Here is a 24035-nt window from a genome sequence, read left to right on the forward strand (position 1 = left end):
CTACTCCGCCCCGCCCGGCGTACCGCGGGCGCGGTACGCCGGGCCGCGGGAGGATGGCTCCATGCTGCTGGCCGAGGTCGCACGGGTGTCCCGGGAGGTGGCCGGGACCCCCGCCCGGTCGGAGAAGGTCGCGCTGCTGGCCGGGCTGTTCGCGGCCGCTCCCGCCGACGAGGCCGCCCTGGTGGTCTCCTACCTCGCCGGGCGGCTGCCGCAGGGGCGTCCCGGCGTCGGCTGGCGGGCGCTGAGCGGGCAGAGCGCCGCCGCGGCGGAGGCCACGCTGACCGTGCGCGCGGTGGACGAGGCGGTGACCGCCCTGGCCGGGGTCGCGGGGGCGGGCGCGCAGGGGGAGCGGCGCCGGATCCTCGCGGAGCTGCTGGGCGCGGCGACCGCGCAGGAGCAGCGGTTCCTGCGCAGCCTGCTCTCCGGGGAGGTGCGCCAGGGCGCGCTGGACGCGGTGGCGCTGGCCGCGGTCGCCGAGGCCGCGGGGGTGGCGCAGACCGAGCTGCGCCGGGCGGTGATGTTGGGCGGGTCCTTGCCCGAGGTGGCCGGGGCGGTGCTGGCCGGGGGCGCGGAGGCGCTGGGCGGCTTCGTGCTCCGCGTGGGCAGGCCCGTACAGCCGATGCTGGCGAACACCGCCAAGTCGGTGGCCGAGGCACTGGCGGCGCTCGGGCCCTGCGCGGTCGAGGAGAAGCTGGACGGGATCCGGGTGCAGGTGCACCGGGACGGGGACGAGGTGGGCGTGTACACCCGGTCGCTGGACGAGATCACCGATCGACTGCCCGAGGTGGTGGAGCTGGCCCGGTCGCTCCCGGGGGACCGGTTCGTCCTGGACGGAGAGGTGATCGCGCTCGGCGCGGACGGGCGACCGGTGCCGTTCCAGGAGGTGGCGAGCCGGGTCGGCTCGCGGACGGACGTGGCCGCCGCCCGCCTGGCACTGCCGCTGACCCCCTTCTTCTTCGACCTCCTCGCCGTCGAGGGGGAGGCGTTGCTGGACCTTCCGGTGCGCGAGCGGTACGCGGCGCTGGCCGCCCTGGTGCCCGAGGGCGCGCGGGTGCGGCGGCTGGTGGCCGAGGACCCGGTGGCGGCGGGTGCGGACGCCGCCGCGTTCTGGTCCGCGGCCCTGGCGCGGGGCCACGAGGGGGTGATGGTGAAGGGGCTCGACTCGCTCTACGCGGCCGGGCGGCGCGGGAAACACTGGCTGAAGGTGAAGCCGGTGCACACGCTCGACCTGGTGGTGCTCGCCGTGGAACGCGGCCACGGCCGGCGCACCGGCCTGCTGTCGAACCTGCACCTGGGCGCGCGGGCCGCCGACGGGACGCACGTGATGCTGGGCAAGACCTTCAAGGGGCTCACGGACGAGCTGCTGCGCTGGCAGACCGCGCGGCTGGGCGAGCTGGCCGTCGAGGACGACGGCCACACGGTGCGGGTCCGCCCCGAGCTGGTGGTGGAGATCGCCTACGACGGACTCCAGCGGTCCCCGCGCTATCCGGGCGGGGTGGCGCTGCGCTTCGCGCGGGTGGTCCGTTACCGCCCGGACAAGTCGGCGGCGGAGGCGGACACGCTGGAGCACGTGCTGGCCCAGGGGGTGGGGACCGCCGCGGCGGACTGACAGGTGCGTCGGGGCGCTTTGCCTCTGAGGCAAGAAAATTGCCACGCAGGCAAGATTCTGGCTCAATCGGGGGCATGAACCCCGGTCCCGGACCTGCCTCCGGCCCCTCCGGCCCCGCTGACGCGGTGCCCGGCGCTCCCGCGGAGCCGTCCACCACGGTCGCCCCCCAGCTGCGCGAACTGCGCCGCCGTGCCGGGCTGACCCTGGAGGCCGCCGCCGCGCGGGCCGGGCTCTCGCCCGCCCACCTGTCCCGCCTGGAGACCGGCCGCCGCCAGCCGTCGCTGCCGCTGCTCCTGGAACTCGCCCGCACCTACGCCACGACGGTCTCGGAACTGCTCGGGGAGACCCCGGCGGTCGCCGACCCCATCGTACGGGCCGGCGCGCCGGGCGCCCGCGAGGCCGACGGCTGGACGTACTGGCAGGCGGGGGGTTCGGGGCGCGGGATGCAGGCGCTGCGGGTGCACGTCCCGTACGTCCGTGAGCAGGGCGAGCTGGTCCGCGTGCACCCCGGCGAGGAGTGGCTGTACGTCCTCAAGGGGCGGCTGCGGCTGTACCTGGGGGAGACCCGGCACGTGCTGGAGCCCGGGGACAGCGCCCATTTCGATTCGCTCACCCCGCACCGGATCGGCGCGGCCACCGAGGGCGGGGTCGACCTGCTGTTCGTCCACACCCTGCTGCAGAGCAGCCTCGCCGGGCTGTGCCTCGGCGGCGCGGCCACCACGCACCACTGAGAGCAGAGGAGTCGCACCGTGTCCCGAGGAGAGAACGTGTCAGCAGAGGTCGCGCCGGAGGCCCTGTCGGTGCCGGAGGTCCCGTCGGTCCCGTCGGTCCCGTCGGACGTGTCACCGGGCGCCGGGGTCGCGCCGGTGGCGGAGTCGACGGTGCGCATGCGCATCGAGTCGAAGTTCCCGCGCGGCCTGATCATCCGGCTGACGGTCTACCTGTTCGTCGGCCACCTCTTCGCCTTCTTCGTCTACCTGCTGTTCGTCCTGGGCGCCAAGAACCAGTGACCGCGCCCGCCCGCGTCGCGGCGCACCCAGCCCAGCACCAGCAGGGACGCGACCGCGGCGAAGGCGCACCAGGTGGAGGCGAACTCCAGGCGCCACACCAGCGCGCAGAACGCCGCCCCGGCGGCCATCACCACCCCGAGCACCCGTAGCAGTCGGTCGCCGGCCAGCAGCAACGGTCCGAGGGTGGCGAAGAGGTAGCCCGCGAGCACGAGCGGGAGGGAGGGCACGCTCACCCCGTAGCCGACGACGTGGCCGCGGATCTCGGCGGTCACCGGACGCGTGGCCAGGCAGTACGCCAGGAATCCCGAGGTGGCCGACCCCACCGCGGCCGGGACCAGGAGCCGCCGCCGCACCGCCGGGTCCGCCGCCGGGCCGGCGGCGAGGAGCACGCCCCACGGCACCCACACGGCCAGCAGCGGCAGGGCGATCACGGCCCAGGCGGTGGCGGCCGGGCCGCGGCCGCCACCGGAGTTCCAGAGCGCGGCCTCCACCAGCTGATGGCCGCCCAGCAGGAGCGGCAGCGCGGCGACGGGAAGGTCGCGGGCCCGGCGGGTCCGCGCCACGCAGACCAGCCCGACGGCGGCGATCGCCGTACCGGCGGCCAGGTCGGCCGTCGCGCTCCAGCACATGGGGCTCCCGACGCAGGAAGGGCCAGCCACTCCACCGTACGAGCCCACGGTACGAGCCGTTCCGTGAGTCCGCCACAGCACAGATCGTCGCAAGAATCCGACAATGTATCGAAGATTCTTGGCAGGAGTATTGCTGTGGCGTCGAGCCGCGCCCTACTGTCCGGCCATGTCACGAAGAAGAACGGCCGCCGTGCTGGCGGCGCTCACCGCTTCCGCGCTCGGCATCGGCGCACCGGCGGCGCCCGCGGCCCCGGGCGCCCCCGCGGCTCCCGCGCCCCCGGTGGTCACCCGGGCCGCCCTCGATCCCGCCCTCGTCCAGGGCCGCGGCGCCCGCGTGGACTTCGTCGAGCAGGAGGCGGAGAACGCGGTGACCGACGGCTCGGTCATCGGACCCGACCGCTCCGCCTACGCCCTGCCCGCCGAGGCCTCCGGCCGCAAGGCGGTGAAACTGGCGCCGGGCCGGTACGTGGAGTTCACCCTGCCGGCCGCGGCCGACGCGATCACCGTGCGCTACAGCCTTCCCGACGCTCCGGCGGGCGGCGGCATCACGGCCCCGCTCGACGTCACCGTCAACGGCAAGAACCGCCGTTCCATGACGCTGACCTCGCAGTACTCCTGGCTGTACAACCAGTACCCCTTCAGCAACGACCCGCGGGGGGAGCTGCTCCACCCCGACTGGTGGATCACCGAGTGCGGGTGCGTCCCGGCCGCGACCACCCCCGCGCCCGTCATCGCCAAGCCGCTGCGGCCGCACCACATGTACGACGAGCAGCGGCTGCTGCTCGGTCGCACCTACCGCGCGGGGGACACGGTCCGGCTCACCGTGCCCGCGGACAGCGCGGCGGCCGAGACCGTGATCGACCTGCTCGACTCGCAGCTGGTCGGCGCGCCCCGGCTGACGGCGACCCCCGCCGACGTGCTGCTGTTCGGGGCCGATCCGACCGGCCGCCGCGACTCCGCCGACGCCATCGACCGGGCGGTCGTCTTCGCCCGCCGCCACCACGTCCCCGTCCACATGCCGCCCGGTACCTACCAGGTGAACCGGCACCTCGTCGTCGACGACGTGACCATCACGGGCGCGGGCAGCTGGTGGACCGTGGTCAAGGGCAAGGGTGTCGGGTTCTACGGCAAGGACGCCGCGGCCGGCGGCAGCAGGGGCGTCCACCTCTCCGGCTTCGCCATCGAGGGCGACGTGCGCGAACGCGTCGACACCGACCAGGTGAACGGCGTCGGCGGGGCCATGAGCGACTCCACCGTCGACGGCCTGTACGTCCACCACACCAAGGTGGGCCTCTGGTTCGACGGCCCGATGAGCGGCCTGAAGGTCACCCGCAACGTCATCGCCGACCAGATCGCCGACGGCCTCAACCTCCACACCGGCGTCACGGACTCCCTGGTCCAGGACAACGTCGTCCGCAACACCGGTGACGACGGCCTCGCGCTGTGGTCGGAGAAGGCCACCGACGCCCGCAACACCTTCTCCCGCAACACCGTGCAGAGCCCGACCCTGGCCAACGGGATCGCGGTCTACGGCGGCGCCGACACCACGATCTCCGACAACCTGATCGCCGATCCCGTCCGCGAGGGCAGCGCCCTGCACGTCGGATCCCGCTTCGGCGCCGAACCCTTCACCGGGGAGCTGCGGATCAGCGGCAACACCACCGTCCGCGCCGGCACCTACGAGCTCAACTGGAACATCGGCCTCGGCGCGATCTGGTTCTACGCGCTGGACCGGAGTATCGACCGGGCGGACGTCCAGGTCACCGGGAACTCCTTCCTCGACAGCGCCTACAACGCGATCATGCTGGTCAGCGACTGGCCGGTGAAGGACGCCTACCGGATCGACAACGTGCACTTCAAGGACGTCCGGGTGGACGGCACCGGCACCTCGGTGGTCAGTGCCCGCTCGGCCGGTTCCGCGACCTTCGAGAACGTCGACGCCCGCAACGTGGGGGCCGTCGGCGTCAACAACTGCGGTTCCTTCCACTTCCCCGCCGGCGGGTCGGAGTTCTCCCTGACCGACCTCGGCGGCAATGACGGCGGCGGCAGCACCGGGCCCTGGCTCGCTCCCTGGGAGCTGCCCAACACGATCACCTGCGACGACCGCCCACCGGTGGTGACGCCGCCCGCCCCGTCCCGGTGGTGAGTCCGGCCGGCGGGTGACGCCTCAGGCCGGCGGGTCCCCCCGCTCCGCGGCTCCGGGGGATTCGAGTTGCGGAGCGGTCACCGCGCACTGCGTGTGGCACTGCGGTCGGGCCACCCCGGGCGCGGGGGAGCGTACGGTCGCCCACGCGACCAGGGCGCCGAGCACCAGCACCCCCGCGCACCAGGGCATCGCCCGGTCGAAGGCGGCGCCGAACTGCTCGGCCGAGCGGTAGGCGTCCGGCCCCATCCCGGCCAGCAGCGGCAGCCCCGCCACGGCCAGCAGGCCGGCCGCCCGGGCCGCCGCGTTGTTGATCCCGCTGGCCAGGCCCGCCCGGCCCGGGTCCACGGAGGCCAGTACCGTCGCGGTCAGCGGGGCCACCAGCGTGACCATCCCCGCCCCGAGCACCAGCAGCGCGGGCAGCACGTCCAGCGGGTACGAGGCCCCCGGACCCACCCGCAGCATCAGCAGCATCCCCGCCGCGCAGAGCAGCGGCCCCACGGTCAGCGGGATCCGCGGCCCGATCCGCTCGCCCAGCTCCCCGGAGCGGGCCGACAGCAGCAGCATCAGCGCGGTCGTCGGCAGCAGCGCGGCCCCCGCGGCCAGTGCCGAGTACCCTGCGACCACCTGGAGCTGGAGCACGGAGAGGAAGAAGAAGCCGCCGAAGGCCGCGTACACGCACAAGGTCACCAGGTTGACGGCGGTGAACTGGCGCGAGGCGAAGATCCCCGGCGGCACCATCGGGTCCGCCCGCCGCCGCTCCAGCAGGACGAAGGCCACGGCCAGGGCCACGCCGGCCACCGCCGCCGCCACCACCAGGGCGGAGCCCGACCGGGCCTCGATCAGGGCGTAGGTCACCAGCGCCAGCGCGGCCGCGCCCAGCGCCGCCCCGGCCACGTCGAACCGCCCGTGCGCCTGCGGATCCTTCGATTCCGGTACGTGTCGCAGCGCCACCGGCACGCAGAGCGCGGCGACCGGCACGTTCAGCAGGAACACCCAGCGCCAGCCCGGCCCGTCCACCAGCCATCCGCCGACGAAGGGCCCCACGGCCGCGCCGACCCCGCCGAAGCCGGACCACAGGCCGACGGCCCGCGCCCGGTCGTCCGGATGCAGCGAGCCCTGGATCAGCGCGAGCGATCCGGGGGTGAGCAGCGCCCCGCCGATGCCCTGGAGCGCGCGGGCCGCGATCAGCACGCCCGCGTTCGGGGCGATCCCGCACAGCAGCGAACCGACGGCGAACCACGTCACGCCGAGGACGAAGACGCGCCGCCGGCCGTAGCGGTCGCCGAGCGCGCCGCCGACCAGGATCAGCCCGGCGAGGGTGAGCAGGTAGGCGTTGACGGTCCACTGGAGCACGGCCAGGTCCGCGCCGAGGTCCTGCCCGATCCGGGGCAGGGCGACGTTGACGACGGTGGAGTCCAGCAGCGCCATGGACGAGCCGAGCACCGTGGCGAGCAGGATCCACCGGCCCCGCGCCGAGGCGAGGCGCACACCGGCCACTTCGTCCGTGTCCATGTCTCCCAGGCTCACCCGGCCGGTCCGTACGGGCCACCCGGCGGACCGGAGCGGCGCAAAACGCTCCCTTGTAATGAACATGTCGGCCGGATCACCATGACCCGCGCACGTCACGCACGTCCTTCGCGCACAACCTGCACACACCTGCACACGTCGTACGAGGAGACCCCACGTGGCACAGCCGAACAGGCCATTACGCGCGGCGCTCGCCGCGCTCACCTCGATCCTGCTCCTCCCGCTCGGCGCGGGCGCCGCAGCCGCCGCCCCTGAGCCCGGCCCGCCGAAGGGCGCGGCCGAGCAGAAGATCGAACCCGCGCTCCGCACCCAGCTCGACGGCGGCAAGGCCGCCTTCTGGGTCTACCTCGACAGCGCCGCCGACCTGAGCGCCGCCGGCAAGCAGCCCACCCGCACCGGCAAGGCCGAGGCGGTGCTGCGGGCCAAGAAGGACCACGCCACCCGCACCCAGGCGGAGCTGATCAAGGCCCTCGACGGCGCCCGGGCCGAGTACACCTCGTACTGGATCGTGAACGCCGTGCGCGTCGTCGGCGGCGAGAAGCTCGCGGGCACCCTCGCCCAGCGTCCCGAGGTCTCCCGGATCGACGCCGACGACAAGGTCGCCATCCCCAAGCCCGCCGCGGGCAACCGGGAGAAGGCCGCCGCCGACGCCGTCGAATGGAACATCGACCGGATCAAGGCTCCGCAGGTCTGGAGCCAGTTCGGCGTCCGCGGCGAGGGCATCGTCATCGCCAACATCGACAGCGGCGTGGACTACACCCACCCCGCGGTGGCCGACCAGTACCGCGGCCGGGCCGCCGACGGCAGCTACGACCACAACTACAACTGGTACGACCCGGCCGGGATCTGCACCACCGCGGCCCCCTGCGACAACAACGACCACGGCACCCACACGATGGGCACGATGGTCGGCGACGACGGCGGCGCCAACAAGATCGGCGTGGCGCCCGGCGCGAAGTGGATCGCCGCCAAGGGCTGCGAGAGCAACTCCTGCTCCGAGGCCTCCCTGCTGGCCGCCGGCCAGTGGGTGGTGGCCCCGACCGACCTGAACGGGCAGAACCCGCGGCCCGACCTCGCCCCGGACATCGTCAACAACTCGTGGGGCAGCGCGGCCCACGACGACTGGTACCAGCAGATCGTCGACACCTGGCGGGCGGCGGGCATCTTCCCCGCCTTCTCCAACGGGAACTCCGGCCCCGCGTGCGCCACCAGCGGCTCGCCCGGCGACTACGCGCACTCCTACAGCTCCGGCGCCTTCGACATCAACAACGCCATCGCGTCGTTCTCCTCGCGCGGCGCGGGCCCCGGCGGCATCGTCAAGCCCAACCTCTCCGCCCCCGGGGTCAACATCCGCTCCTCGGTCCCCGGCGGCACCTACGAAGCCTTCTCCGGCACCTCCATGGCCTCCCCGCACACCGCGGCCACCGTCGCCCTGATGTGGTCCGCCGCGCCCGCCCTCCAAGGCGACGTCGCGCAGACCGAGGCCCTGCTCGACGGCACCGCCCAGGACACCGGCGACGCCACCTGCGGCGGCAACACGGCCGACAACAACGTCTTCGGCGAGGGGCGGCTCGACGCCCTGGCCGCCGTCCAGGCCGCCCCGCGCGGCGAGGTCGGCGCGCTGGCGGGCACCGTCCGCACCGACGGCGGTCAGCCCGTCGCCGGCGTGAAGGTCACCGCGCACGGACCCATCGACCGCACGGCGACCACCGCGGCCGACGGCGGCTACGGCTTCCCCTCGCTCAGCGTCGGCGACTACGCCCTGACCGCCGCGAAGTTCGGCTTCGGCCAGGCCACCGCCACCGCCAAGGTCACCGCGAGCACCACCGTCACCAGCGACTTCACCCTCAGCCAGGCCGCCTCCGGCAAGCTGACCGGCACCGTCACCTCCGCGGCCGGCCCCGCCGCGGGCGCCACCGTCACCATCGCGGACACCCCGGTGACCGCGACCGCCGACGGCCAGGGCCGCTTCGAGGTCACCCTGCCGAACGGAACGTACGACGTGAGCGCGACCCACTCCTCGCGCTGCCTCACCGGGGGCGCCAGCCGGGTCACAGTCGCCGGTGACACCACGGTGACGGTCAACCTCCCCGAGCGGACCGACGGCTACGGCTACGCCTGCGCCGCGGCGAACGGCCGCCCCTACGCGGCCGGCGACCGCCAGCTCGCGCTGACCGGGGACAACACCACCGAGCGGGTCGACCTGCCCTTCCCGCTGCCGCTGTACGGCAGGACGTACGGACAGGCCTGGATCGGCACCAACGGAACCGTCAGCTTCGGCGGCAACAACACCAGCGACATCAACGGGGACATCCCGAGCGCCGGCACGCCGAACGCCGCGCTCTACCCCTTCTGGGACGATCTGGTCGTCGGCGCCGCGGGCACCGGCTCGGGCGTCTTCACCGCGGTCACCGGCGCCGCGCCGCACCGGGCCTATGTCATCGAATGGCGGGACGTCGCGCACTGGTCGACGCAGGCCGACAAGTTCTCGTTCTCGGCGACCATCGGCGAGGACGGCCAGGTGACCTACACCTACAAGAACACCGGCGGTGCCGGCATCAAGGGCGGCTCCAGCGCCACCATCGGCGTGGAGAACGCCACCGGCACGGACGCGTTCAAGTACTCCTACAACACGGCGGGCATCACCGACGGCCTCTCCGTCGCCTTCCGCACCACCAAGAGCGGCGTGGTGGCCGGGCGGGTGCTCGACGCCAACGACGGCAACGGGGTGGCGGGCGCGACCGTGACCGTCGGCGCCGGGGCCACGGCCGTGACCGCGACCACCGGATCGGACGGCGGCTACGTCGTCCAGAGCCCGTCCGGCGCGGCCGCCGTCACCCTGACGGCCCCGTCGTACGAGGGCGCCCAGGCGACCGTGGACGTCAAGGCGACCGACGTCACCGCCCTCAGCCGCTCGCTGCGCACGGCCCGGGTCACCCCGGCCAAGGCGACCGTCGAGGTCGTCGTCCCGCCGGCGCAGAAGCGCACCCGCACCCTCGACCTCACCAACCCGGGCCTGGGCACCGCCTTCACGGTGTCCGAGGACGCGGCCTGGCTGAGCGCCACCCCCGGCGCCGGCGACCTGCCGACCGGGGCGAAGGCGGCCCTCGCCCTCACCGTGGACACCACGGGCCTGGCCCCCGGCACGGTGCTGAGCACGGACCTGAAGATCACCTCGGGCAGCGGCCGCACCCCGGTGCTGACCGTGCCCGTCAAGGTGATCGTGCCCCGCTACCAGGCGGCGCTGGACGCGGGCTCCGACTACGCGGCCACGGACACGCTCGGCGACACCTGGTCCCCGGACCGCAAGTACACCGCCGGGTCCTACGGCTATCAGGGCGCCTCGACGGTGAAGTCCACCGGCCACGCCATCCTCGCCACGGACGACCAGCGGTTGTTCCGCAACGCCCGCGAGGGGATGTACGAGTACCGCTTCGACAACGTGCCCAACGGCACCTACACGGTGGAGCTCGGCTTCGCCGAACTGTCCAACACCCGGCCCGACAAGCGCGTCTTCGACGTCCTGGCCGAGGGCGTCCAGGTCCTGCCCTCGCTGGACATCGCCCTGGAGGCGGGCACCTACACGGCCCTGACCCGCAGCTACACGGTCACGGTCACCGACGGAGTCCTCAACATCCGCTTCGTCACGCACAGCGGCTTCGGCAAGCCGCTGCTGAACACCCTGCGGGTCACCGACCGGCCCGACAAGGGCTGAGCCGCACGGCGGGGCGGGGCGCGCGGCGCCCCGCCCCGCCGGTACGGGCATTCGGGTGGCACGCGCCGCTGCCGGGGCGGCGCGCCCGTACCGGCACCCGGGCCGTGGCTAACGTGACCGGACCGCCGCCGTCCAGGATCGGAAAGCCGGGAACCGCGATGAATCCGACGCCGCAGACGCCGCAGACCGACCAGCACGCCGAGGGTGCGCAGCAACGGGACCGGGCCGCCGTCGAACTGCGGGCGGCCGTCGGGGCCGCCGCGGGACCCGGCGCGACCTGGGCCGTCGGGGACCGGGACGGCACCCTGGCGGGCTCGGGCCCGTCCGAGGACCCCTTCGAGGTCGAGGGGCTCGGCCCCGTACTCGCCCTCTGGCCCGTCATCGGCACCCTGGTGGCCGAGGGCGCCCTGAGCCTGCACACCCCGCTCGCCGCCTACTGCGACGAGGCCACCGGCGGAGCCACCGCCCACCACCTGCTCACCCACGCCGCGGACCAGGGCTCCCTCGCCACCCTCGGCGGCATCGCCGAGCACCTGACGGGCCGCCCGCTCGCCGACCTGGCCGCCACCCGCGTCTGGCACCCGCTCGGCATGCTCCGCACCGCGCTCACCGGATCCGGCCGGACGCACTCGACGGTGGAGGACCTCAGCCGCTTCCTGCGGCACCTGCTCGCCGGCCCGGACCAGCCCCTCACCCGCGCCTGGATCACCGAATCGCTGCGGATCCGCACGGGTGAACTCACCCCCGCCCGCGGTCTGCTCTGGCACCCGGCGCCCGGCACCGACCACCGGCAGGACACCTGGACGCACCACGGGCCGGGCGGCGCGGACCTGTGGGTGTCCCCGCAGCGCGGTCGCTGGGCGCTGCTGCTCGCGCCCACCGCCGACGCCCCGGCCCGTACCGCCTTCCGCACGGCCGCCTTCGGCTGAGCGGCCCGCACCCCGGAGCGGGGCCCGGCGCCCGGTGTCCTCAGCCGAGCGCCGCGGACAGTCGGGCGGTCAGTTCGCCGGTCCGGCGCGGGTCCGGGTCGGCGGCTGCGCGCAGGTCCGCCAGGTCGGCCAGGACCTCCTCGATCTGCCACGCGGGGCGGCCGGCGGCGAGGAGGACCGTGGTCTCCTCCGCGGCCCGCCGCCACGCGCCGAGCGCGCACAGGACGACGAGCAGGTTCCCCCGGGAGCGGCCGCCGTGCACCCCGAGGGACGCCGCTTCCCGGGCGAACAGGTCCGCGGCCCGGCTCAGCTCGGCGTCCGCGTCCCGGCCCGTCAGCCGCAGCACCAGCGCGCGTTCGTAGACGTCCCACGCACTGCCCGGTGCCAGGGCGAGCGCCCCGTCGAGGTCGGCCAGTGCCCGGGCGAGGTCCCCGGTGCGCCGGTGCAGCCGCCCGCGCCAGGCGAGGACCCAGGGGTCCGCCGGGTCCAGCGCGTGCGCCCGGTCGAGTTCCGCCAGTGCCCGGTCCGTACGCCCCAGGCACCGGAGGGTCTCCCCGCGCCCCGCCCGGGCCCAGGCGTTCGCGGGTTCCAGGGCCAGGGCCGCGTCGAAGTCGGCCAGTGCCTCGGGGTGGCGCCGGGTGCGGCGGAGCAGGTGCCCGCGGCGGACCAGCAGCCACGGCGCGTCCGGGCGCAGCTCCAGGGCCGCGCCCAGATCGGCCAGCGCGTCCTCGAAACGGCCCAGGGACGCCAGGGTGCCCGCCCGCTGGGCCAGCCCCCACACGGAGCGGGGCCGCCCCTCCAGCCAGCGGTCGAGGTGGGCCAACGCCTCCTCGTAGCGCCCCAGGGCGTGCAGCGCGGCCCCCCGCCAGGCGCGGATCGATCCGTCGTCCGGGCTCCGCGCGACCGCCGCGTCGAAGTCCGCCATGGCCGGCCCGGTCCGGCCGAGGGAGAGGTGCGCCTGGCCGCGGAAGCACAGCGCCCACGGATCCTCCGGGGTGGCGAGCAGCGCCCGGTCGAGGTCGGCGACCGCCTCCTCGTCCCGGCCCAGGTGGTGGAGGCACCTGCCGCGCTCCACCCAGCCGTGGGCGGCCGCGGGCTCCCGCTCCACGAAGTGGGTCAGGTCGACCAGCGCCCGCTCGTAGCGGCCCGCCATCAGGTGGGTGGTGCCCCGGCCGTAGTACGCGCGCAGCGCGCCCGGGTCGAGGTCGAGGGCCCGGTCGTAGTCGGCCAGCGCCCGCGCGTCCTGCCCGGAGTTGCGGTGCTCCCGGCCCCGCAGGACGTGCGCCAGTACGCGCGAGGGTCCGGCCAGTTCGCGGGCGGCCAGCAGCAGGGTCAGCATCCGGACCCGGCCCCCGTCCTCGCCGTCGGCCGCCTCGCGCAGGGTCCGGCCGAGCGCGGCCAGCGCGGGATCACCGGCGTCCTGCCCGGCGCGCTCCGCGGTGAGGGCGGCGCGGTGGGCCGCGGTGCCGCCCGGGTCGCAGGCGTGAACCAGCGTGTCCAGCGCCCCCGCGAGCGCCGCGACGGGATCGGCGCACAGCAGGTGGTACATCTCGCCGAGCCGGTGTTCGCGCCACACCGGGTCCTTCCACAGCTCCCTCGCCCCGGGCCGCCCGCCCTCCCGGACCTCGCGCCACTGGCGCAGCGCACCGGCCAGCCGCAGTTGGTCCGTCCGCCAGCGGGCGGGGGACTGGGCCCGCCGGACCCGCAGCATCGCCGCGCGCACCACGTCGTGGTAGCGGCAGCGGCCGGCCCGGTCGGTGACGAAGGACAGACCGCGCAGCCAGCCGTACTCCTCGGCCGTGCGCTCCGGCGGCACGGCGCGGTCGCCCACGGCCACCGCGAACACGTCCTCGTCGAGGTACAGGGGCAGCGCGCAGTCCAGGGCCGTGGCCCGACGCCGCGGATCCGGCTCCCACTTGAGGAAGCGTTCCACCGCGGTGTCTGACGGGTCCTCGACCGCGTCCGGGTGCGCGGGCCGGGCCTGGGCCAGGAGGTCGACCAGGACCGGGAGCCGCCCGGACAGCCGCAGCACCAGGTCGACCACCGGCTCGCGGGTCACCCCGCGGGCCGCGAGCAGGGCCCGCGCCTCCTCCTGGCTGAACAGGTCGAGGCCCACGGGCGCGATCAGTTCCAGCGAGTCGGCCCACCAGCGGGGGGCGAGCCGCCCCTGGCCGCAGAGCACCACCTGGACGCTGACCGGCACCGGCCCGTACCGCTCGGAGATCAGCACGTCCCGCAGCCACTCGTCCAGCACCGGCGCGGTGCGCTCGTAGGTGTCGAAGAAGAGCACCACCCACGGCGCCCGGCCGGCCACCGCCGCGAGGTCCGCGAGGAAAACCGGGGTGAGCACCTGCAAGGGCGAGAGCACCAGTTGGACGTCCTCGCGGCTGCGCAGCCGTGCGCCGAGGGCCAGGCGCAGCCGGTCGGCGCCCTCCGCCACCTGGCGCGGGTCGACGGCCCCGGCGATCGGTCCGAGTCCGGGCACCAGGCCGAGTCCCGCCATCCCGGCCCGGGCGACCAGTTCCCCGGCGATCGAGGGGCCGGCCGCCCCGCCGGGGCCGGGCTCGCGCCCCTGCTCCGGCACGGCCGTCTCCGCTTCGTGGCGGCGCAGGTGGTAGGTGGCGAGCAGCTTGTCGAAGCCCTTCAGGGGGAACCCCTGGCGCAGCAGCTGGGCGCTGACGGCCTCCATGGCCTCCAGTACGCCGTGCACCTCGTCCCCGAGGAGGGCGGTGACCGCCCCGTGGCGCCGGGCGGTGGCCTCCCACTGGCGCAGCAGCGAGGTCTTGCCGACACCGGCCGTACCGTGGACGTGGAAGAGGAACTGGTAGGACGCGTCGTCCGTGCGGCGGGCGAAGTTCTCCTCGAACACCGCCAGTTCCCGGCGTCTTCCGACGAATCCGCCCCGCCGGCGCTGCCGGATGAGCTCCTGCCTGCTTACCGCCCGCTCGTCCATCGGCCCCCGCCCCCGCCGCCCGCGTCCTTGGAGGCATGATGCCCTGCCGCGGCGGCCGCGGCAGTGCATCGGGGAGAGTGCGGGGGGAGGGGAGCGCTGGGGCGGGTCGTCCGGGTGGTCGGGTCAGAGCACCAACGACAGCAGCAGGACGAAGCCCAGGCCGACCACGGAGATGATGGTCTCCATCACCGACCAGGTCTTGACGGTCTGGCCGACGCTCATCCCGAAATACTCCTTCACCAGCCAGAACCCGGCGTCGTTGACGTGGCTGAAGAAGAGCGAGCCCGCGCCGATCGCCAGGACCAGCAGCGCGGTCTGGGTGGTGGGCATCCCCGCGGCGAGGGGGGCGACCAGTCCGGCCGCCGAGATCGTCGCGACCGTCGCGGAGCCGGTCGCCAACCGGATGGCCACGGCGATCAGCCAGGCCAGCAGCAGGGTCGGGATCGACCAGCTCTTCGACAGGTCCAGGATCATCTGACCGACGCCGGCGTCGATGAGCGTCTGCTTGAAGCCACCGCCGGCGCCGACGATGAGCAGGATGCCCGCGATCGGGGCCAGCGACTTCTCCACGGTCACCGACAGTCGGGCCCTGGTGAAGCCCGCCGCCCGGCCCAGGGTGAACATGCCCACGATGACGGCCGCGAGCAGGGCGATCAGCGGCGAGCCGATGACGTCGGTGACCTTCTGCACGGCGTCGGCCTTGTCGTCGACCACGATGTCGACGAGCGCCTTCACCAGCATCAGGGCCACGGGCAGCAGCACGGTGGCCACCGTCGCACCGAACCGCGGACGGTGCTCCCGGTCCACGGGTGCGCCGGAGGGCCCGGTCGCCGGCTGCTCGGGGGCCTGGATGTCCACCCACCGGGCGGCGTACCGGGAGAACAGCGGGCCGGCGATGATCACGGTCGGGATCGCGACGACCACCCCGAGTGCGAGCGTGACGCCGAGGTTGGCGTGCAGCGCGTCGATCGCGACCAGCGGGCCGGGGTGCGGCGGGATCAGGCCGTGCATCACGGAGAGGCCGGCCAGCGCCGGGATGCCGATCCGCATCAGGGAGTAGTTGCCCCGCCTGGCCACCAGCAGCACCACCGGGATCAGCAGCACGATGCCGACCTCGAAGAAGAGCGGAAGCCCGATCACGGACGCGATCAGCACCATGGCCCAGGGCATCGCCCGGCCCTTGGCCCGGGCGAGGATGGTGTCGACGATCTCGTCCGCGCCCCCGGAGTCGGCGAGCAGCTTGCCGAGGATCGCGCCGAGCGCGATCAGTACGCCGACCCCCGCCACGGTGGAGCCGAGCCCCGCGGTGAAGCTGGTGATGGTCTTGTCGAGGGGGGCGCCCGCGAGGACCCCGAGGGCCAGCGACCCGATGGTCAGCGCCAGGAAGGCGTGCATCTTGAGGCGGGTGATGAGCAGGACGATCAGGGCGATGCCCGCGAGGACGGCGATGCCCAGCTGTGCGTTGCCCGCCGAGGTGATCGGGGCGGCGGCCGCTGCCAGAGTCTCGACGCTGAGACTGGTCACGGTGACGGTTCCTTAGTGTTCGAGGCGGGTGGGGGCGGGGGAGCCGGGACGGACCGACCGCAGAGCGGCCAGCGCCCGCGCGGTGATCTCCTCGGGGGAGCCGCAGACGTCGACGGCGACGCCCGCTTCGTCCTCCTGGAGCGGTTCGAGGGTGGCGAACTGCGAATCCAGCAGGGTGGTCGGCATGAAGTGCCCGGTACGCGCGGCCATCCTGCTTTCGATCAGGGGTCGTTCACCGGTGAGGTGGACGAAGACGGCGCCGGGCGCGGCGGCGCGCAGCCGGTCGCGGTAGGCGCGTTTGAGCGAGGAGGCGGAGACCACCCCGCCCCGGTCGCCGCGGCAGCGGGCCCATTCGCCGATGGCGTCGAGCCACGGCCACCGGTCGGCGTCGTCCAGGGGGACGCCGGACGCCATCTTCGCGACGTTGGCCGCCGGGTGGAAGGCATCGCCCTCCGCGTAGGGCAGGGCGAGCGCGGTGGCGAGCAGCTGCCCCACGGTCGTCTTGCCCGTCCCGGCCACGCCCATCACCACGATGACGCGCGCGGTGCTCACTCCGTAGCCCATGGGGGTACCTCGCTGTTCTCCGCGATGTCCTCATCGACATCTGGCACCACTGAAGCCTATTAAGTAGTACTTATTCAAGGGTTCATCGGTAAAACATCACATCTTTTGAAACCCCTGGTCGCGGCGCGGGACGGCCCGGGGTACCCCGTACGCTTGCGCCATGACAACCGAGGGCGGCCCCGCGCAGGGGCTCCACGCACACGTGCTCGACGCCCTCGGCCTCGCCATCACCGCGGGTGAGCACCCCCCGGGCAGCGTCCTGCGCACCGAGGAGGTGGCCCGGGAGTTCGGCGCGTCGCGCACCGTCGTCCGCGAGGCGGTCCGGGTGCTGGAGTCGATGGCCCTGGTCGAGTCCCGCCGCCGCGTCGGCGTCACCGTCCGCCCGACCGAGGAATGGAACGTCTACGACCCGCGGGTGATCCGCTGGCGCCTCGCGGGCGCCGACCGGCCCCGCCAGCTGCGGTCGCTGACCGTGCTGCGCTCGGCGGTCGAGCCCGTGGCCGCGGGCCTCGCCGCCGTGCGGGCCACGCCCGAGCAGTGCGCGGCGCTCACCGAAGCGGCCCTCGGCATGGTCCGCACCTCGCGCGGACACCAGTTGGACGGCTACCTGCACCACGACGTCGCGTTCCACCGGATCGTGCTGAACGCCTCCGGGAACGAGATGTTCGCGCGGCTGGGCGATGTCGTCGCCGAGGTGCTGACCGGGCGCACCCAGCACGCGGTGATGTTCCCCGACCCCGACCCGGCCGCCGTCACCCTGCACGTACGGGTGGCCGAGGCGGTACGGGAGCGGGACGCGGCCCGCGCCGAGGCGCTGACCCGGGAGATCGCCGTCGGGGCGCTGGAGGAACTGGACGTGCTCGCCCCCTGAGGCCCAGGGGGAGGAGACATCCCCGCTCCGGCCCGTCCGCGCGGCTGATCGGCGTACCGGCACCGCGTGTCGTTGGCCCAACTCGCTGATCCGGCGGCGACATTCCCGTTTTTGATCTTGATTGCCCCCTCGCCCGGGAGATGCTCCCCGGGCTTCAGTCGAAGCACATGATCGTTTCGCTCGGCGAAGGGGTACGCACATGAAGTCCACAGCGAGAACCGGACGAAGGGCCCGCCTGGCCGGTGGCCTCGTGCTGCCGGTGACCGTCGCGCTCGGGGGGTTCACGGCGCCCGCACTCGCCGCGGAGGTGGCCCCGGAGCCGGTGCGGGCGTCCGCCGCCGGCATCGCCCCGGCGGTGGCCACGGCCGCCGACCCGGCCGCGGCGGCCACGTGCGCCAAGCACCCCCGTAGCGCCGCGGCCGCGCCCGGCACCGACCGGCACTGCCCGGGCCCGATGGGTCCCCAGGGCCCTCAGGGTCCGCAAGGCGCCAAGGGCCCCAAGGGCGATCGGGGGGACAAGGGGGCCCCGGGTCTCCCGGGCCCCAAGGGCGCCGGCGGAGCCGCCGGCGCGGCCGGTCTCGCGGGCGCCGCGGGCGCGCTCGGCCGCAAGGGCGACCAAGGGCCGAAGGGCGATCCCGGGCGCCCCGGCGACGGCGGCCCGGCCGGGCCGCAGGGTCAGCAGGGCCCGGCCGGTCCCGCGGGACCCCCGGGTCGCCAGGGGCTGCCGGGCTTTCCCGGCGCCGGCGGGCCGCAGGGCCTGGCCGGTCCGCCCGGCCTCCAGGGGCCGCCCGGGCTCCGCGGGCCGGTGGGTCCGCTGGGTCCGGTGGGTCCGCAGGGGATCACAGGGCCCATGGGGCCGTGCCGCGCGGTGGACTCCCAGATGCCCAACAACTCCGAGGAGTTCGCCCTCGTGCTCAAGGACGCCAAGACCTACCTCGGTCGGCGCGGTCGGGACGAGACGGGTGCCTGGGGCACCTTCGCGTGGACGGACCTGACGGTGGCGCCGGTCACCGGTTACCCGGCGAACGTGTGTGCGGTGTCCCTGGCCATCAACGGCAACGACCTGAAGATCAAGGCGCTGACGGAGGACGGCACGCTTTACCACACGCACTGCGAGACCAACGGACGAACCGTCAACTGCCGGGCCGCCTGGGCCGCGGTCCACCCGCAGCCCTCGCCGGGCCGGGCCGCCTGACGGTCCGCCCCCGGTCCGCCCCGGGCCCGGCGACGGCGCCGGGCCCGGGGGACCGCACGGCCGCCCGGTCGTTCGCGGTCCCGCCGGGTCCCGCGGTGGGCCACACTGTTCCCCGTGCTGGCACAAGCCGATGGGTCCGAGGGCGGACCCGCTTCCTTCGTCGGACGACACAGTGAACTGGCCGCGCTCGAAAGCTCTTTGGGCGTCCACCGGCTGGTCACCCTGACCGGACCGGGTGGCGTCGGCAAGAGCCGCCTGGCCCGGCAGGTCCTGACGCGCCGTACCGGGCAGGCCGCCGGCGGGGCCGCGGACGCGCCCGCCGGCGCCCGGCGCGGACGTCGGCGTTCCGTCCGTCCCGCCGCCCCACCCGGCCCGTCACCCACCGCCGCGGTGGACGGCGGCGGGGCGGGGAGCGGCGGCGGGGCGAGGGACTTCCCCGACGGGGTCCACTGGGCCGACCTGTCCCCCGTCGCCGACGCGTTGTTGCTCGCCGACGCCGTCGCCGACGCGCTCGGCCTCGCCGACCACACCTCCCGCTCCCTCGTCGACGCCGTCGGCGAATGGATCGGCGAGCGCCGCCTGCTGCTCGTGCTCGACTGCTGCGAACACCTGGTGCCCGCCGTACGCACCCTCGCCCGCGAATTCCTCGCCGCCGCACCGCACTTCGTGCTGCTGCTCACCAGCCGCCAGCCACTCGGGCTGCCCGCGGAACACGTCATGGAGATCGGCCCGCTCCCCTACGCCGCGGGGGCCGAGGACGCGCTCGCCCTCTTCCTCGCCCGGGCCGCCGAGGCCGCGCCCCGCACCGCCGCCACTCCTTGGTCCGAGGAGCGGCTCGCCGCCGCCCGGTCCATCTGCGTACGCCTCCAGGGCGTCCCCCTCGCGCTGGAACTCGCCGCGGCCCAGCTGACCGACCACACCGTCGAGGAACTCGCCGATCGGCTGGCCCGTCGGATCGGCGCCCTGGCCACCGGCCGCCCCGTCCAGCCGCCGCGCCACCGCGCGCTGCGCACGGCCATCGGCTGGAGCCACGAGTGGTGCGAGCCGCGCGAACGCCTGCTCTGGCTGCGGCTGTCCGTCTTCGGCGGGCCCTTCGACGAGTCGGCGGCCCGCGCCGTCTGCTCCGCCGCACCGCTCACCGAGGCGGACGTACCACCGCTGCTGGCCGCACTGGTCGCCAAGTCCGTCGTACGGCGCGGCGGCGACGGCTCGTACCGGATGCTCGACACGATCCGCGAGTACGGCGCGATGTGGCTGGAGGAGGTCGGCGAACAGGACGTGCTGCGCACCCGGCACGCCGTCCACTTCCTCGCCCTGGTGCGCCGGGCCGAGCGGGACTGGCTCGGACCCGGCCAGCGCGCCGGCTACCGGCGGGTCGGCGCGGCGCACGGGGACGTCTGCGCGGCCCTGGACTACTCCCTGGTCGCCGAGCCGGCCCGGGCCCTCGACCTGGCGGGTCGGGTCGGCTTCTTCTGGGCCTGCTGCGGGTACCTGCACGCCGCCCGCGCCTATCTGGAGCGCGCCCTGGCCGCCGCGCGCCCCGAAGCGGTCAGCCGTGCGGTGCGGGTGCGCGCCCTGTGGGCCCTCGGGGTCACCCTGCTGCTCCAGGGGGAGAAGGAGGCCGCACACCAACTCGCCGTCGGCTGCGAGGCCCTGGCCATGACGCCGGGTGAACTCCACGGAGCCCCGGAGGGGGAGCCGGACGGCGATCCGCGCCTCGCCCTGGACGCCGCGTACCTGCTGGGTCTGAGCCACCTCCTGGACGGTCGGCCGCTCGCGGCGCGCATCGTCGCCGAGAACGCCCTCGGCGCGGCCCCCGGCACGCCCTTCGACTCCCCGGCCCGCCTGCGCTGCCACCTCGTACGCGTCTTCGCCCTCACCGGCATGGGCCTGTTCACCGATGCCCGCGCCGAGGCGGAAGTGCTGCGCTCCGGTTGCGTCGCGCGGGAGGAGTACTGGACCCGGGCCTACGCCGACTACCAACTCTCCCTGATCTGCCTGCTGGAGAGCCGTCCGGACGCATCGGCCGCGCACGCCCGCGCGATGCTGGAGAGCAAGCGCGAACTGGGCGACAGTTTCGGCACCGCGCTCGGCCTGGACCTGCTCGCCGCCGCCCGCGCGGCCCAGGGCGACGGCCTCGGCGCCGCCCGGGCCTACGGCACCGGCCACGCCTACTGGCAGGCGGTCGGCCACCCGCAGCGCGGCACGCCCGAGCTCAAGGCCGTGCGCGAGGAGTACGAGCGCACCGCGCGCGGCGCCCTGGGCGACCGGGCCTACGAGGCCGCCTTCCTGGAAGGCGTCCGGCACGGCCAGTCCCTGCGGGCCCGACCGCACCCGCGCGAGACCTGAGCCGGCGCCGCGGGGGATCCGACGGGCCCGGTCCCGTCGACCGGGCTCGGTCCGCGGGGCCGGTCCGCGGGCCCGGGCCCCGGCTCTTCCCGGCCGAACAATCGTTCCCGGCCACCGGGCCGGACCCCGCGCGCGTGCGCCTTGTCCGGGTGCGCGTGCGGTGCGATCCTTCCGCCAAGGCGCTCGCCGTGCCGCCCGATCGTGGGGCCCGGCCCGTGAAGGAAGCGCGGCGGACCGCCCGGACCGTCCGACCGCGCGAGCCGGTGACTCCCCCCGTTCCGGTCCGCGACCAACGATCAGTGAACGGATGCCCACGTGACGAACCCCTATACGCGGCTGGCCGTCGCCGCTGCCGAGTGGGACGACCTCCATCCCCGCCTGGCACCCGTGGCGTTACGCCAACTCGCGCTGCTCCTGGCCTCGTTGCGCCTGGCCAGTGGCGAAGTGGCCGAACGCGCGGCCCTGCTGGCCGCCCGGCTGCTGGGTGAGCAGCTGCCGGACCGCTTCCCCGGCGAGAGCCGGCTGGCCCCGGCCGCCTCCGCTTCGAGCGCCGGACACCGCGGCTTCATCGCGGACGACCTGGCCGTCCTCGTCCTCGACGGGCACCGCATGGTCGGTCCGGTACTGGGCGAACTGCGCGACCGGCTGCTCGCCGAGCCGGCCATCGGCGACGCGGAGGCGCTGGAGGGCGGCTGCGACCCCTACGCGCCGGGCCTCATCCGGCTGCGCGCGGCGGGCGGCTCGGTCCGCCTGCCGGTCTTCCAGTTCGCCGCCGACGGGCAGCCCGTCGCCGTGGTCCGCGAGGTGAACCGACGGCTGGACGCGGACCACGACCCCTGGGGCGCCGCGACGTGGTGGCTCTCGCCGAACGCCTGGCTGGACGAACCCCCCGTAGGTCTGATCGGCGGCCCCGCGGAAGAGCAGCTGCTCGTGGCGGCGGGGTTGCCGACCGAGGGGTGACGCCGAGACCCGGCCCGGGCGGCCCAGGTGTCCGGCCCGGGGCGCGGGCCGGTTTCCCGGCGGCGGCCCGCGGTGTCAGGACCCCTTGGCCGGCTCGCCCGCGTCGCTGGCCGCCACGGCGAACTGGGTCCGGTACAGCTCCTCGTACCGCCCGCCCACGGCCAACAGCTCCGCATGGGTGCCGCGTTCCACGATCCGGCCCTCCTCGACGACCAGGATCTGGTCCGCCGCCTGGACGGTCGACAACCGGTGCGCGATCACCACGGCCGTCCGCCCCGCGAGCGCCTCGCCCAGGGCCTCCTGCACGGCCGCCTCGGAGGTCGAGTCCAGGTGCGCCGTGGCCTCGTCGAGGATCACCACTCGTTGGCGGGCCAGCAACAGCCGGGCGATGGTGAGCCGTTGGCGCTCGCCGCCGGAGAGCCGGTAGCCGCGCTCACCGACCACGGTGTCCAGCCCGTCCGGCAGCGAGGCGACCAGCCCGTCCAGCCGGGAGCGGCGCAGCGCCTCCCAGATCTCCTCCTCGGTGGCCTGAGGCCGGGCCAGCAGCAGGTTCGCCCGCACCGACTCGTGGAAGAGGTGCCCGTCCTGGGTGACCATGCCGAGGGTGTCGCGGATCGAGTCGGCGCTCAGGTCGCGGACGTCGACCCCGTTCAGTCGGACCGCGCCCGCGTCGGCGTCGTACAGTCGCGGCAGCAGCTGCGCGATGGTGGACTTCCCGGCGCCGGACGAGCCCACCAGGGCGATCATGCGGCCCGCCTCGGCGCGGAACGAGACCTCGTGCAGCACCTGGGTGCCGCCGCGGGTGTCCAGGGTCGCCACCTCCTCCAGCGAGGCGAGCGAGACCTTGTCGGCGGACGGGTAGCCGAAGGAGACCCCGTCGAACTCCACCGTCACCGGGCCCTGCGGCACCTCCCGGGCGTCCGGCTTCTCGGCGATCAGCGGTTCGAGGTCGAGGACCTCGAAGACCCGTTCGAAGCTGACCAGTGCGCTCATCACCTCGACCCGCGCCCCGGCGAGCGCGGTCAGCGGTGCGTACAGCCGGGTCAGCAGCAGGGCCAGCGCCACCACGGAACCGGCGTTCAGGGTGCCGCGCAGCGCGTAGTACCCACCGAGCCCGTAGACCAGGGCCAGCGCGAGCGCCGAGACCAGGGTGAGGGCGGTGATGAAGGCGGACTGGGCGACCGCGGTACGGATCCCGATGTCGCGCACCCGCGCCGCCCGGGCCGCGAACTCGGCCGACTCGTCGGCGGGCCGCCCGAAGAGCTTGACCAAGGTCGCCCCGGGTGCGGAGAACCGCTCCGTCATCTGGGTGCCCATCGAGGCGTTCAGGGCGGCGGCCTCGCGCTGCATCCGCGCCATGCGGGCGCCCGTACGCCGCGCCGGGATCACGAAGAGCGGCAGCAACACCAGCGCCAGCAGGGTGATCTGCCAGGAGATGCTGAGCATGACGGCCAGGGTCAGCAGCAGGGTCACGGTGTTGCCGACCACCCCGGAGAGGGTGTTGCTGAACGCCCGCTGCGCGCCGATGACGTCGTTGTTGAGGCGGCTGACCAGGGCCCCGGTCCTCGTCCGGGTGAAGAAGGCGACCGGCATCCGTTGCACGTGGTCGAAGACGGCCGTGCGCAGGTCGAGGATCAGTCCCTCACCGAGGGTGGCCGACAGCTTGCGGGTGAACAGGCCGAGGGCCGCCTCCACCACCGCGATGGCGGCGATGAGCAGGGCGAGCCGGGTGACCGTACCGCTCTCCCGGCCGCCGACGATGGCCTCGACGACCCGGCTGGCGAGCACCGGGGTGGCCACCGCCAGCAGTGCCGTGACGATGCTCAGCACCAGGAAGAGCAGCAGGCCAGGGCGGTGCGGCCGGGCGAAGGCGACGACCCGCCGCAGGCTCTCGCGGGTGGGTACCCGGCGCTCCTGCTGGGCGTTGAGAGCGTTGTGCAGCGAGGACCAGGCGGTCATTTCCATAGACATGCGAGGAACTCTAGGACCTCAACCAAACTTGAGGTCAATGACCGGTGGAGAGCCATTGTTCCGTACCCCCGTGGGCCGTCGGT

Annotated in this window: 16 protein-coding genes; 10 read left to right on the forward strand and 6 right to left on the reverse strand. The window is 74.7% G+C overall.

What is annotated here, in order from left to right; translation table 11 throughout:
- Window positions 1-61 precede the first annotated feature (61 nt).
- From ACIBEA_RS02325 to ACIBEA_RS02335, 3 genes are all read left to right on the forward strand, one after another.
- Window positions 62-1609: an ATP-dependent DNA ligase gene (locus ACIBEA_RS02325; protein ID WP_399257005.1), complete on the forward strand. Its 1548-nt coding sequence runs from the start codon at window positions 62-64 to the stop codon at window positions 1607-1609.
- A 74-nt stretch (window positions 1610-1683) separates the two neighbouring features.
- Window positions 1684-2340, forward strand: coding sequence for a helix-turn-helix domain-containing protein (locus ACIBEA_RS02330; RefSeq protein ID WP_399257007.1), 657 nt, complete (start codon window positions 1684-1686; stop codon window positions 2338-2340).
- 36 nt (window positions 2341-2376) lie between these two features.
- Window positions 2377-2619 carry a DUF6126 family protein gene (locus tag ACIBEA_RS02335; protein WP_399257008.1) on the forward strand — a complete coding sequence of 81 codons (243 nt, stop codon included), beginning with the start codon at window positions 2377-2379 and terminating at the stop codon, window positions 2617-2619.
- On the opposite strand, the gene ACIBEA_RS02340 is transcribed toward ACIBEA_RS02335, so the two are convergent.
- Window positions 2583-3248 (reverse strand): DUF6629 family protein, encoded by a 666-nt coding sequence (locus ACIBEA_RS02340; RefSeq protein WP_399257010.1) that lies wholly within the window; start codon window positions 3246-3248, stop codon window positions 2583-2585. The two genes, ACIBEA_RS02335 and ACIBEA_RS02340, sit on opposite strands and share 37 nt — an antisense overlap.
- A gap of 166 nt (window positions 3249-3414) precedes the next feature.
- Between ACIBEA_RS02340 and ACIBEA_RS02345 the strand changes: the two genes are divergently transcribed.
- On the forward strand, window positions 3415-5394 hold the full coding sequence (locus tag ACIBEA_RS02345) for a right-handed parallel beta-helix repeat-containing protein (RefSeq protein ID WP_399257013.1): 1980 nt from the start codon (window positions 3415-3417) through the stop codon (window positions 5392-5394).
- 21 nt (window positions 5395-5415) lie between these two features.
- Here ACIBEA_RS02345 and ACIBEA_RS02350 read toward each other — a convergent pair whose 3' ends face one another.
- Window positions 5416-6906, reverse strand: a complete 1491-nt coding sequence (locus ACIBEA_RS02350; RefSeq protein WP_399257015.1) for an MFS transporter — start codon at window positions 6904-6906, stop codon at window positions 5416-5418.
- A gap of 172 nt (window positions 6907-7078) precedes the next feature.
- On the opposite strand from ACIBEA_RS02350, the gene ACIBEA_RS02355 reads away from it, so the two are divergent.
- Together ACIBEA_RS02355 and ACIBEA_RS02360 are read left to right on the forward strand one after the other, a co-directional pair.
- Window positions 7079-10636, forward strand: coding sequence for a S8 family serine peptidase (locus tag ACIBEA_RS02355; RefSeq protein ID WP_399257017.1), 3558 nt, complete (start codon window positions 7079-7081; stop codon window positions 10634-10636).
- 158 nt (window positions 10637-10794) lie between these two features.
- Entirely contained in the window at window positions 10795-11565 is a 771-nt protein-coding gene (locus ACIBEA_RS02360) for a serine hydrolase (RefSeq protein ID WP_399257019.1), read from the forward strand.
- 40 nt (window positions 11566-11605) lie between these two features.
- Here the strand turns inward: ACIBEA_RS02360 and ACIBEA_RS02365 are convergent, their stop codons facing one another.
- From ACIBEA_RS02365 to ACIBEA_RS02375, 3 genes are all read right to left on the reverse strand, one after another.
- Window positions 11606-14434 (reverse strand): tetratricopeptide repeat protein, encoded by a 2829-nt coding sequence (locus tag ACIBEA_RS02365; RefSeq protein ID WP_399257021.1) that lies wholly within the window; start codon window positions 14432-14434, stop codon window positions 11606-11608.
- Window positions 14435-14641: 207 nt separating this feature from the next.
- Entirely contained in the window at window positions 14642-16042 is a 1401-nt protein-coding gene (locus tag ACIBEA_RS02370; RefSeq protein WP_399257022.1) for a gluconate:H+ symporter, read from the reverse strand.
- A gap of 12 nt (window positions 16043-16054) precedes the next feature.
- Entirely contained in the window at window positions 16055-16594 is a 540-nt protein-coding gene (locus ACIBEA_RS02375) for a gluconokinase (protein ID WP_399257905.1), read from the reverse strand.
- Window positions 16595-16766: 172 nt separating this feature from the next.
- Between ACIBEA_RS02375 and ACIBEA_RS02380 the strand changes: the two genes are divergently transcribed.
- The 4 genes from ACIBEA_RS02380 (at window position 16767) to ACIBEA_RS02395 (ending at window position 21981) form a co-directional block, all read left to right on the forward strand.
- Window positions 16767-17477, forward strand: coding sequence for a FadR/GntR family transcriptional regulator (locus tag ACIBEA_RS02380; protein ID WP_399257024.1), 711 nt, complete (start codon window positions 16767-16769; stop codon window positions 17475-17477).
- Between the two features lie 199 nt (window positions 17478-17676).
- A complete protein-coding gene (locus ACIBEA_RS02385) occupies window positions 17677-18672 on the forward strand; it encodes a hypothetical protein (RefSeq protein WP_399257026.1) in 996 nt (331 codons plus the stop codon).
- A gap of 114 nt (window positions 18673-18786) precedes the next feature.
- Complete coding sequence (locus ACIBEA_RS02390) at window positions 18787-21021, forward strand: ATP-binding protein (RefSeq protein ID WP_399257028.1); 2235 nt, start codon at window positions 18787-18789, stop codon at window positions 21019-21021.
- Window positions 21022-21336: 315 nt separating this feature from the next.
- A complete protein-coding gene (locus ACIBEA_RS02395; RefSeq protein ID WP_399257030.1) occupies window positions 21337-21981 on the forward strand; it encodes a hypothetical protein in 645 nt (214 codons plus the stop codon).
- 75 nt (window positions 21982-22056) lie between these two features.
- On the opposite strand, the gene ACIBEA_RS02400 is transcribed toward ACIBEA_RS02395, so the two are convergent.
- Complete coding sequence (locus ACIBEA_RS02400) at window positions 22057-23952, reverse strand: ABC transporter ATP-binding protein (protein WP_399257032.1); 1896 nt, start codon at window positions 23950-23952, stop codon at window positions 22057-22059.
- Window positions 23953-24035: the final 83 nt, after the last annotated feature.

The organism is Streptomyces sp. NPDC051555, assembly GCF_044454405.1.
GTDB lineage: Bacteria > Actinomycetota > Actinomycetes > Streptomycetales > Streptomycetaceae > Streptomyces.

Coding starts and splice junctions, on each gene's coding strand:
- ACIBEA_RS02325 (WP_399257005.1), top strand. CDS start 62: ATGCTGCTGGCCGAGGTCGCACGGGTGTCCCGGGAGGTGGCCGGGACC.
- ACIBEA_RS02330 (WP_399257007.1), top strand. CDS start 1,684: ATGAACCCCGGTCCCGGACCTGCCTCCGGCCCCTCCGGCCCCGCTGAC.
- ACIBEA_RS02340 (WP_399257010.1), bottom strand. CDS start 3,248: ATGTGCTGGAGCGCGACGGCCGACCTGGCCGCCGGTACGGCGATCGCC.
- ACIBEA_RS02345 (WP_399257013.1), top strand. CDS start 3,415: ATGTCACGAAGAAGAACGGCCGCCGTGCTGGCGGCGCTCACCGCTTCC.
- ACIBEA_RS02350 (WP_399257015.1), bottom strand. CDS start 6,906: ATGGACACGGACGAAGTGGCCGGTGTGCGCCTCGCCTCGGCGCGGGGC.
- ACIBEA_RS02360 (WP_399257019.1), top strand. CDS start 10,795: ATGAATCCGACGCCGCAGACGCCGCAGACCGACCAGCACGCCGAGGGT.
- ACIBEA_RS02380 (WP_399257024.1), top strand. CDS start 16,767: ATGACAACCGAGGGCGGCCCCGCGCAGGGGCTCCACGCACACGTGCTC.
- ACIBEA_RS02385 (WP_399257026.1), top strand. CDS start 17,677: ATGAAGTCCACAGCGAGAACCGGACGAAGGGCCCGCCTGGCCGGTGGC.
- ACIBEA_RS02400 (WP_399257032.1), bottom strand. CDS start 23,952: ATGTCTATGGAAATGACCGCCTGGTCCTCGCTGCACAACGCTCTCAAC.